Annotated in this window: 12 protein-coding genes; 7 read left to right on the plus strand and 5 right to left on the minus strand. The window is 75.5% G+C overall.

Annotated elements, in window-relative coordinates; genetic code table 11:
* Positions 1-42 precede the first annotated feature (42 nt).
* The 3 genes from fusA to AB0D10_RS35495 form a co-directional block, all read right to left on the minus strand.
* Positions 43-2127 carry an elongation factor G gene (gene fusA, locus AB0D10_RS35485; protein WP_360263654.1) on the minus strand — a complete coding sequence of 695 codons (2085 nt, stop codon included), beginning with the start codon at positions 2125-2127 and terminating at the stop codon, positions 43-45.
* Between the two features lie 476 nt (positions 2128-2603).
* Positions 2604-3122: a hemerythrin domain-containing protein gene (locus AB0D10_RS35490; protein WP_360263656.1), complete on the minus strand. Its 519-nt coding sequence runs from the start codon at positions 3120-3122 to the stop codon at positions 2604-2606.
* Positions 3123-3199: 77 nt separating this feature from the next.
* Entirely contained in the window at positions 3200-4162 is a 963-nt protein-coding gene (locus AB0D10_RS35495) for an EamA family transporter (RefSeq protein ID WP_360263658.1), read from the minus strand.
* A gap of 48 nt (positions 4163-4210) precedes the next feature.
* On the opposite strand from AB0D10_RS35495, the gene AB0D10_RS35500 reads away from it, so the two are divergent.
* The 5 genes from AB0D10_RS35500 (at position 4211) to AB0D10_RS35520 (ending at position 7613) form a co-directional block, all read left to right on the plus strand.
* Entirely contained in the window at positions 4211-4756 is a 546-nt protein-coding gene (locus AB0D10_RS35500) for a MarR family transcriptional regulator (RefSeq protein WP_360263660.1), read from the plus strand.
* A gap of 77 nt (positions 4757-4833) precedes the next feature.
* Positions 4834-5355 carry a DUF6328 family protein gene (locus AB0D10_RS35505; protein WP_360263662.1) on the plus strand — a complete coding sequence of 174 codons (522 nt, stop codon included), beginning with the start codon at positions 4834-4836 and terminating at the stop codon, positions 5353-5355.
* Positions 5356-5640: 285 nt separating this feature from the next.
* Complete coding sequence (locus AB0D10_RS35510; RefSeq protein WP_360263665.1) at positions 5641-6249, plus strand: AAA family ATPase; 609 nt, start codon at positions 5641-5643, stop codon at positions 6247-6249.
* 416 nt (positions 6250-6665) lie between these two features.
* Positions 6666-6878: a DUF397 domain-containing protein gene (locus AB0D10_RS35515; RefSeq protein ID WP_360263668.1), complete on the plus strand. Its 213-nt coding sequence runs from the start codon at positions 6666-6668 to the stop codon at positions 6876-6878.
* Positions 6879-7175: 297 nt separating this feature from the next.
* The gene (locus AB0D10_RS35520; RefSeq protein ID WP_360263671.1) at positions 7176-7613 is read left to right on the plus strand and encodes a glutaredoxin domain-containing protein; all 438 of its coding nucleotides are present in this window, start codon (positions 7176-7178) and stop codon (positions 7611-7613) included.
* 46 nt (positions 7614-7659) lie between these two features.
* Here the strand turns inward: AB0D10_RS35520 and AB0D10_RS35525 are convergent, their stop codons facing one another.
* Positions 7660-8205, minus strand: a complete 546-nt coding sequence (locus AB0D10_RS35525; RefSeq protein WP_360263674.1) for an isochorismatase family protein — start codon at positions 8203-8205, stop codon at positions 7660-7662.
* Positions 8206-8263: 58 nt separating this feature from the next.
* Positions 8264-8704, minus strand: a complete 441-nt coding sequence (locus AB0D10_RS35530) for a MarR family transcriptional regulator (RefSeq protein ID WP_360263676.1) — start codon at positions 8702-8704, stop codon at positions 8264-8266.
* Between the two features lie 151 nt (positions 8705-8855).
* Between AB0D10_RS35530 and AB0D10_RS35535 the strand changes: the two genes are divergently transcribed.
* Together AB0D10_RS35535 and AB0D10_RS35540 are read left to right on the plus strand one after the other, a co-directional pair.
* Positions 8856-9209, plus strand: a complete 354-nt coding sequence (locus tag AB0D10_RS35535) for a VOC family protein (protein WP_360263679.1) — start codon at positions 8856-8858, stop codon at positions 9207-9209.
* A 112-nt stretch (positions 9210-9321) separates the two neighbouring features.
* Positions 9322-10095 (plus strand): hypothetical protein, encoded by a 774-nt coding sequence (locus AB0D10_RS35540; RefSeq protein ID WP_360263682.1) that lies wholly within the window; start codon positions 9322-9324, stop codon positions 10093-10095.
* Positions 10096-10192: the final 97 nt, after the last annotated feature.

Here is a 10192-nt window from a genome sequence, read left to right on the forward strand (position 1 = left end):
TGCCGCGCGGGCAGGACCGGACGGGCAGGACCGGGCTGCGGCTCAGCCCGCGGTCACCGGCGCGGGCGCGTAGCCGGCCGGGCGGGTGGTGAAGGTGCCGCGGCCCTGGGTGCGGCCGCGCAGGCGGCTCGCGTAGCCGAACAGTTCGGCCAGCGGCACCAGTGCGCTCACCTGCGCGGTGGCGCCGGGTGCGGCCGTGGTGGCCCGGACGTGGCCGCGCCGGGCGGCGAGGTCGCCGAGGACGGTGCCGAGCGCGTCCTCGGGCACGGTGACCGTCACCTCCGCGACCGGCTCCAGCAGGCGCATCCGCGAGGCCCGCAGTGCCTCGCGCAGCCCGAGGCGGGCGGCGGTGCGGAAGGCGAGCTCGGAGGAGTCCTTGGGGTGGGTGGCCCCGTCGGTGAGGGTGACGGCGACGCCGGTGACCGGGTGGCCGCCGAGCGGACCCTCGGCGAGGGCGTCCCGGCAGCCCGCCTCGACGGCCTGCACGTACTCGCGCGGCACCCGCCCGCCGGTGACGGTGGACGCGAACGCGAAGTCCGCCCCGCTGTCGTCCGGCAGCGGCCGGACGTCCAGGACGAGGTGCGCGAACTGGCCCGCGCCGCCGTCCTGTTTGGCGTGCCGGTACACGAAGCCGGCCACGCCCTCGACCAGGGCCTCGCGCAGCGCGACCGTCGGCCGTCCGGTGACCGCCTCGACGCCGCTGTCGCGCCGCACCTTCTCCACCGCGACCTCCAGGTGCAGTTCACCCAGCCCCGACAGGGTGCGCTGCCCGGTCTCGGGGTCGGTGGCCAGGCGCAGCGAGGGGTCCTCCTCGGCCAGGCGGGCCAGGGCGGCGGCGAGCTTGTCGGTGTCGGTGGCGCGGCGGGCCTCGACGGCGACTGTGACGACGGGGTCGGCGCTCACGGGGGCCTCCAGGAGGATGGGGTGGTCGGGGTCGCACAGGGTGGCGCCGACGCGGGCGGCCTTGGGGCCGATGACGGCGACGATGTCGCCGGCGCGGGCGTGGTCGGTCTCGGTGTGGCGGTCGGCGGTCACGCGCAGGATGCGGGCGACGCGTTCGCGGCGGCCGGTGGCGGTGTCGAGAACGGTCGCTCCCTTGTGCAGGGTGCCCGCGTACAGGCGCAGGTAGCTGAGGCGCCCGGTGGGGGCGGCGGTGACCTTGAACGCCAGGGCGGTCAGGGGCTGTTCGGGGTCGGCGGTGCGCTGCTGCGCGCCGTCGGCCGAGCGGACGGGCGGGACGTCGAGCGGGGAGGGCAGGTAGGCGACGGCGGCGTCCAGGAGGGGTTCGATGCCGCGGTTGCGGTAGGCGGAGCCGCACAGCACGACCACGGCCTCGCCGGTGCGGGTGAGTTCGCGCAGGGCGGTGGCGAGGGTGGCGGCGGTGACGGTGCCGTGGGTGCAGAACTCCTCCAGGGCTTGGGGGTTCAGTTCGGCGACGGCCTCTTCGAGGGCGCGGCGGCGCTGTGCGGCGCGGTCGGCGAGGTGCGCGGGCACCGGGGCCTCGGCGGCGGGGGTGCCGTCGTCGTGCCAGGTGTGGGCGCGCAGGTGCAGCAGGTCGATGACGCCGGTGAACGACTCCTCGGTGCCGATGGGGAGTTGGACGGCCAGCGGCTGCGGGTGCAGGCGTTCGCGGATGGAGTCGACGGCGGTGTCCAGGTCGGCGCCGGCGCGGTCGAGCTTGTTGACGAAGGCGATGCGGGGCACGCCGTGGCGTTCGGCCTGGCGCCAGACGGACTCGCTCTGCGGTTCGACGCCGGCGACCGCGTCGAACACCGCCACGGCGCCGTCCAGGACGCGCAGCGAGCGTTCGACCTCGTCGGCGAAGTCGACGTGGCCGGGGGTGTCGATGAGGTTGATGCGGTGTCCGGCCCAGGCGCAGGTGACGGCGGCGGCGAAGATGGTGATGCCGCGGTCGCGTTCCTGGGGGTCGAAGTCGGTGACGGTGGTGCCGTCGTGGACCTCGCCGCGCTTGTGGGTGGTGCCGGTGAGGTAGAGGATCCGTTCGGTGACGGTGGTCTTGCCGGCGTCGACGTGGGCGAGGATGCCGAGGTTGCGGACGGCGGCGATGGCGGCCACATCGGTGGCGGTGGTGACGGCGGCAGTGGCGGTGGTGGTGTCGGTGCGCATGGCCCGGGTGCCTTTCGAGGCGGTTTCCTACGGGTGGGCGCGCGATTCGGCCGGTGCTGACGTGTGCTGAACGTGTTCTGACGCCGACGTTTGGTGACGAATCGTCAGGTTCGTTCCCGCCGCGGGCCCGTACGGGAGCAGCGGGGCGGTGCGGGTTCAGACGGTGACAGCACGGCTCCGGTGCCGGCCGCGCAGCGGGCACCGGGAGGGCGGGGACACCAGGATCACCTCGTACCGGGAGGCGGGAGAGGGGGCGGCGGCGCTCTGCTTCGGCACGGCCGCTCGCCCCCTCTCTCGTCTCGTCCGTCGGCACGGTGGGCCGCGCGTCGGAGCGCGGCTGCGTGCGAGTGTAGGGACGCCGGGTCGCCGGGCGCGACGGGTTTTCCGGCGACGGGTTTCCGGCGAGGCGCTCTCCCGCGCCGGGCCCAGGGCGCCGGGCGCCGGGCAACGGGCAACGGGTCCGGCGTCGGCGTGCGCTACGGCGCGGTGAAGCGCAGCACGGGTTCGGACCAGCCGTCGTCGGGCACTCCGGCGTCGAGGGCAGCACCGATGGCGCGTTCCTCGTAGCCGAAGTGGGAGTCCATGATGGCGGCCAGTCCGTCGAGTTCGCGGCCGATGGCCTCCAGGTCGGCCGGGTCCGCGCCGGGTGTTGCGCCGGGCGCCGGGCCGGCCGTTGCGCCGGCCTGTTCGGCGAGCTCGCGCACCCGGGCGAGGATGGCGGAGATGAAGCCGTGGTCCTCGACGAGTTTGGCGACGGTCGGCGCCAGATCGGGCCGTTCGCGCAGGAGTCGGGCGAAGAGGCCGTCGTCCTCGCCCTGGTGGTGGTTGGTCAGGGCGGTGCAGAAGGCCAGGCAGTGGGTGAGCAGGGTGTCGCCGTCGGGGCGGGGCCGGCCGAGGTTGGCGCGGATGTCGGCGAGGCGGCGGCGCAGGTCCTGGTGCGCGCGGGAGAGTTGAAGGCTGAGGGCGGCCGTACGGCCGTTGACGGGGGAGGCCACGGGTGGCGGTCCCTTCGGTTCCGCACCTCCATGCCTGACGCGGTCCGCCACCGGCACGCGATGCCGGCGCCAGCAGATCACGCGACCCGACCACCGGGCAAGCGCGCCCGCAGCGGCCCGGCGGGAGCGGCGGGAGCGGGCCCGGCTTCGGCGGGAGCGGGCTCGACGGCCCGGGCGCGCGGGCGTCCGAGGAGGATCCCGGCGGCCACCAGCGCCAGCCCCACTCCCTGCCGCACCCCGAACGGGTCGCCGTCCAGCGCGGTGCCCAGCAGCACCCCGGCCAGCGGGTTGAGCAGTCCGAGCAGGCCCACCGTCCCGGCCGGCAGGTGGCGCAGTCCGGCGAACCAGCAGGTGAAGGCGAGGGCGGTGGCGATCAGGGTGGTGTAGGCGAAGGCGAGCAGGGTGGGGGTGTCCAGGGGCGGGGGCGCGCCCTCGGCGGTGACGGCGAGCGGCAGCAGCATCAGGCCGCCGGCGGTGAGCTGCCAGGAGGTGGCGGCGAGCGGGTCGGCGCCCTCGCGCCAGCGGGCGGCGAGCACGTACCCGACGGAGGAGACGAGCATCGCCCCGGCCGAGGCTGCCAGGCCGGTCCAGCCGATCCCGCCACCCGTACCCCCGCCCCCTCCTCCGCCCCCGCCGAGCAGGGTCAGCGCGACGCCGACCAGGCCCGCCGCCGCCCCCGCGAGGTGGGCGCGGTGCGGGCGCGGGCCGGCCAGGGCCCAGGCGGTGAGCAGCATGGCGAGCGGGGAGGCGGCCATGACGGTGGCGGCGGCGCTGGTGGGCAGCAGCTGGGAGGCGAGGTAGAGCAGGACGAAGAAGACGGCGGTGTTGAGCAGGCCGAGCAGGGCGCTGCGCCACCACCAGGGGCCGTGGGGGCGGCGGCGGGCCAGGGCGAGCAGCAGCAGTCCGGCGGGCAGGGCGCGCAGGACGGCGCCCCACAGGGGGCGGTCGGCGGGCAGGTAGGCGTGGGTGACGTAGTAGTTGGCGCCCCAGGCGAGCGGGGCGAGGGCGGTCGGCAGTACCCAGCGCGCATTGGCTTCCATGGAAGACAATATAGCTTCCTTGGAAGCTACTCGCGCTACACTGGCCGCATGGAGCACTCGGAGCAGCAGCCCGCCGCCGGTCACAGCGACCACGTCGCCCGGATCCAGGCCCAGTGGCGGCGCGAACGCCCCGACCTCGACGTCTCCCCGCTCGCCGTCATCGGCCGCCTGCACCGCCTCGCCGGCCGCCTGACCGCCGAACTCACCCTCGTCTACCAGCGCTACGGCCTCAGCGAGGGCGAGTTCGACGCACTCGCCGCACTGCGCCGCGCCGGCGCCCCGTACGAGCGGGCCCCCGGCGAGCTCGCCGCGCACACCATGGTGACCACCGGCGCCATGACCAAGCGGATCGACCGCCTGGAACGCGCCGGACTGGTCACCCGCCGCACCGCCGAGGACGACCGGCGCGGGCGCGTCGTCGCCCTCACCGACGCCGGCCTGCGCCTGATCGACGAGGCGTTCACCACCCACATCCGCAACGAACACCGCCTGCTCGCCCACCTCGCCCCCGAGGAGGCCGCCGCCCTGCAGACCCTGCTCACCGCCTGGCAGACCCGCCTGGACGGCGCCGGGGAGCCGGGCGACGGCCGGTGACCGCACCGGGCCCGCACCGCAGACGCGACACCCGCCGTCGCCCGCCGCCGCCCCCGTCGCCAGCGACAATGTGACCCATGACCAGCACACCGCCGCCTCCGGACCCCCCGTCGCCCCCCGCCCCTCCCCCGCCCGGGTGGGAGAACCCCGCCGTCCGGGCCGACCGGCGCCTGGTGGAGATGCTGCAGGAACTGCGGGTGCTGCAGACCGGCGTGCAGATCGTCTTCGCCTTCCTCCTCGGCATCGCCTTCACCCCGCGCTTCGCCGAACTCACCGACGACCAGCAGGACATCTACATCGCCACCCTGCTGCTGACCGTCGTCGCCGCGGCCGTCCTCGCCACCCCCGTCGCACTGCACCGCGCCCTGTACCGCCACCCCGGCAAGGCCCGGATCGTCGACGTCTCCGCCCGCATCGCCCAGGGCGGCCTGCTGCTGCTCGCCTCCGCGCTGACCGGCGCCGTCCTGCTGGTCCTCGACGTCGTCCTCGGCACGGCGTTGGCGGTGCCGATCGCCTGCGTCATCGCGCTGATCTTCGCCGCCCTGTGGTTCGTCCTGCCCTGGGCCGTCCGCCGCGCCGCCACCCGCGGCCGCATCTGACACCCGGGCGCACGCCCCGGGACCGGACCCGTCCGCTTCCGCCGCCCCGCAGGGGAACGCGGGCGGCGGACCACGGACCGGGCCTTGGGCCGGCTGCCGACGCCGGGGGCCGGGCCGGGGAGGCGCGCCCCGAGCCGCCTCCCCCACCCGCGCAGAGCCCACCGGCACCCCGGACCGCTTACCGACCCCCGGAAGCCGGCCCGCCCCCGCACCCCCGCCACCGCCACCGCCACCGCCACCGCACCCCCGGGGCAGCCCGCCGCGCCGACCGCCTACCGTGACGGTATGCACACCGACGACAGCCCCTGGGACGTCCTGCTGATCGGCGGCGCCTCCGGGATCGGCAAGAGCCGCGCCGCCGCCCACCTCGCCGCCCGGCACGGGGCGTTCACCGTGGAGTTCGACGACGTGGTCGCCGCCCTGCAGGCCGCCACCACCCCGGCCACCCACCCCGGCCTGCACCACTTCTGCGCCCCGGACCGGGACGCGCCCGACGCCCTCCCCGCCGACCGCGCCTTGGAGCTGCAGATCGCCACCGCCCACGCCCTGGACGAGGCCCTGCTCGGCGTCGTGCGCAACCGCCTCACCGTCGACGTGCCCGCCGTCGTCGAAGGCGACTACCTCACCCCGGCCGCCGCCGCCCGCGCCGCCGCCGAGGCCACCGGCCGGGGGCGCCGGGTACGGGCGGTCTTCCTCCACGAGGGCGACCCGCAGCGCATCGCCGCCAACTACGCCGACCGCGAGCCGGACGGCGGCCCGCAGCCCGAACGCGCCGCCGTCAGCGCGCGCTACTCCGCCTGGCTCGCCGCCCAGGCCGCCGCCCACGCCCTGCCCGTGGTCGACTGCCGCCCGTACGCCACCCTGCCCGCACGCCTCGCCGCCGCCCTGGCCTGAGGATCCCGGGGCCCCGTGCGCGGGGGCCGGATCAGCCTTCCTCGATGTCCGAGATCAGCTCGGTGCCCAGGTCGCTCTGCACCGCGAGCCGGGTGCGCCCGGCCCCGGAGGTTGTGGGCCGCGAGATCCCCAATCCACCACCGGAACAGGCAAGTTGGACCGTCCACTGCGGGCCGTCGACCGGAAGCGGGCCTCCCCTCCCCGGGGGAGGGTGCGGCGGTGACATCGTCCTCAGGCGCGAGCGGCCGTCGGCCTGGGCGCGAATCTGGCGGCCGGGGCGCCCCTGGAACAGTGCGACGTGAGCGCGCACCTGGTCGCCGCCCCCGTTCCGGGGGGTCCGTTCATGCCCCGGCTCGACGTTCTTCACCCCGCCCCCGCCCCCGCCGCCGTTGTCCCGCCGCCGCCGCGCCGTGAATTTGACAGTGCACCTTGACCTTTCCGGCGCTCACTGGCGCAAGAGCACGCACAGTGGACAAGGCGGCCAGTGCGTCGAGGTGGCAGACGGCTTCACCGGCATCGTCCCGGTCCGTGACTCCAAGGACCCGAGCGGCCCGGCGCTTGTCTTCCCCTCCCACGCTTGGCGATCCTTCATCGCCGCCCTCAACACCGGCGAATTCGACGCGCGCTGAAGCCACCTGTGTGCCGCCGTCCCGGCCCCGGGGCGGCGGCGTTCCTCTTCGACGACTGCCGGGATCGACCGCTTCGCCGACCGCCGCATGGGCGAGGTCTACGCCGTCCGCGTTCTCGACGCCCTGACGCCCCGGCCCTCCCCGCATCCGCGCCCACGACGGCCACCACCTCACCACCCCCGAACACCCCGCATGACAAGTCGGCCCCGGCGACTTTCCGCTCCCGCCGGCAGGCGCCCCCAACCGCACCGGTCCGGCCTGGTGTCCGGGTGCGAAGCGCCGGTAGCGTGCGCACTCATGATGCGCCCTTGGATCCTGTCGGTACTGTTCGCGCTGTGCGGCGTGGCCGTCGCGGCCTCGACGGCCGCCCAGGGCAGCCCCGTGGCGGCGGCCGCGTTCCTGCTGGCGTTCGCGGTGGCCGCCGCGATGAACTCGCCGCTGGTCTTCCCGAGGTCGCTCAGCACCTCGGAGGCGCAGCGCCGCGCCGCGGCCGACGGCCGGCCGGTGGTCTTCTGGCGGCCGGGCTGTACGTACTGTCTGCGGCTGCGGCTGCGGTTGGGGCGCGATGCCCGTCGGCTGCACTGGGTCGACATCTGGCGTGACCCGGAGGGGGCGGCGGCGGTGCGGGCGGTGAACGACGGCAACGAGACGGTGCCGACGGTCTTCGTGGCGGGCCGGGCGCGCACCAATCCCCCGGTCGAGTGGGTGCGCGAGCAACTCTGCCCGTCCGGGTGACCCGGCCGGTGCCGTCCATCCTCCCCGGGGCCGCCCGGTGGGCCCGTCAGGCCGGGGTGGCGAGGAGGGCTTCGGCGGCGGTGACGGTGACGCCCAGGTCGCGGAAGGCCTGGAGGGCGGCGGTGTGCGCGGGGGTGGAGAGGGCGGTGACGGCGTCCTCGACGACGGTGGTGGGGTAGCCGAGGGCGGCGGCGGTACGGACGGTCTCGCCGACGCCGTACTCGGTGGTGATGCCCGCGACGACGAGGGCGGTGGCGCCGAGGCGGCGCAGGCGTTCGGCGAGGTCGGTGCCTTCGAAGGCGTCGATGCGGTGTTTGGTGACGACCTCGTTGCCGGGGCGGGCGTCGACCTCGGGTTCGAAGCGGGTGCGGTCGGAGTCGGGGCCGCCGTCACTGCCGTCGCCGAGGAGGTGGCGGACCAGGACCACGGGGCGGCCGGCGGCTTCGAAGGCGTTCTTGAGCCGGGCTGCGGCGCGGACCACGGCGGCACCGGTGAGCGGGGCTGCGGGGCGGGCGACGATCCAGTGCTGGAGGTCCACCAGCACCAGGACGGTGCCGGGGGCGGGGGTGAAGGCGGCGGGGCGGTCGGTCATCGGGACTCCGTAGGGTGTCGGCCGGCGCGCAAGGGCCGTGCCGTTGGGCAGGTGCCGTTCAGCCGGTGCCGCGCAGGGCGGCCGTGGCGCGTTCCAGGAGTGCGCGCAGCTGGGCCTGTTCGGCCGGGTCGAGGGCGTCGGCGAGGCGTTGTTCGACTCCGCGGGCCAGGGCGTCGGCCTTCTTCGTCAGCGTGCGGCCGGTGCGGGTGAGCCTGGCCACCAGGACCTTCTGGTGGACGCTGGAGGTCTCGCGGGTGATCAGCCCCTTGGTCTCCAGGTTGGCCAGGATCGTGGTCATGGTCTGCGGCGTGACCATGCACGCGCGGGCGAGCTGGGCGCCGGAGCTGCCGGCGCCCTGCTGGAGGAGGAGCAGGGTGACGTACTGGGGCACCGTCAGGTCGACGGTGCGCAGCACGCGGGTCTTCTCGGCGATGAGGGCCTGTTCGGCGCGTTTGATGGCGTGGCCGAGGCGGTCGTGGATGTCGTTGTGGTCGGTCATGGTGATCGTGCCCCTCGTCCGCCCCCGGTCGTCGACTGTTCGCACTTTACGTTATATCAGGCCCCTGACACTCTGCCAGGCCCGTCCGGAGCACTGTCCCGAGCGCCGTCCGGGGCGCCGTCCGGGCGGTGTGCCGGCAGGATGGGGCGGCATGGAACGAGTGCTTGGAATCGGCGGGTACTTCCTGCGGGCCTCCGATCCGGCGGCCCTGGGCGCCTGGTACCGCGACTGCCTGGGGCTGGACACGGACGAGCACGGGCTGTGGCGCCAGGAGAGCGGGCCGACGGTGTTCGCGGCGTTCGAGTCCGGGACGGACTACTTCGGCTCCCGCGCGCAGCAGAGCATGCTCAACTTCCGGGTCCGCGACCTGGACGCGATGCTCGCGCAGCTGCGCGCCAGGGGCGCGGACGTGGCCGGGCAGACGCAGGACATGGCGGGCGTGGGCCGGTTCGGCTGGGTGACCGATCCCGAGGGCAACCGGATCGAACTGTGGCAGCCCGCCTGAGCGGACGGACCCGTACGGAACGCCGGTGACCGGCTGATCCGGCTGCCGGACCGCCGGGGTTCCTGGGCGAAACCGCTGGCACCGGCGGCCCGCGGGCGAGGACACTGCGGGGATGGACACTCCCGTACCGGACGTGCGCGTCCGCACCGTCGTGCCCGACTACGCGGGCATGCACCCCCTGGTCGCGGACCTGGTGCTGCCCGAGGGCGCGTCGATGTCCGTGATGAGCGCGCTGGAGACCTCCCGCGAGCTGATCCGCCACTCCTACTACCGGTACGAGTTCGCCACCGTCGCCGTCACGCACGCCCTGTCCGCCGTGGAGCAGGTCCTCGCCGGGCGGCTGGCTGACGACGACGCCCCGCTGGACGAGCTGGTCCGGCGGGCCGCCGACGCCGGGCTCGTCTCGGCCTACCTGGCGGGCGAGTTGGAGCGCGGCCTGCGGCTGCGCGAGCGGATCGCGCGGGGCGCCACGACCAGCGCCGCCGTCAACCCGCTCAGGGCCGTCGACCTGGTGCGTGCCGTCTTCGACACCGTCGCCGCGCTGCTGGGCCCGGCGGTGGAGGCAGGCGGCGCGGGAGAGGGGCCTCAGGAGCGCCTCGTCCGCCTGTGGGAGGAGCACGGGAGCGCCCCGTTCCCGGCGAGTTTCCGCGGTGCGGACATCGACGGCACGGACCTGGTCCTCCTGGACACCGACGTCGCCGCCCTCGTCCAGCGCGAGCTGGAGGGCGGCCTCGACGGAGAGGGCGTCGCCGCCCTGTGGGCGCGCGTCGCCGACCTGCGCGCGGTCGTGCCCAGGCTGGACGAGGAGTACTGCGCCACCTACTTCACCCGGTTGCGCGACCTCGCCGATCTGGTGGCGGCCCGTCACCTGCCGCCGGCCACGTGACCTCCCGCGGCCGACCGTCCCAAAGCGCCCTGCTGGCACCGCTGTTGGATGTCGCGGTGCTGTCGGTGGCCGGTTTCGGGCTGGCCGCCGGCCGGGT

The sequence above is a fragment of the Kitasatospora sp. NPDC048545 genome (genome assembly GCF_040651155.1).
Lineage (GTDB): Bacteria > Actinomycetota > Actinomycetes > Streptomycetales > Streptomycetaceae > Kitasatospora.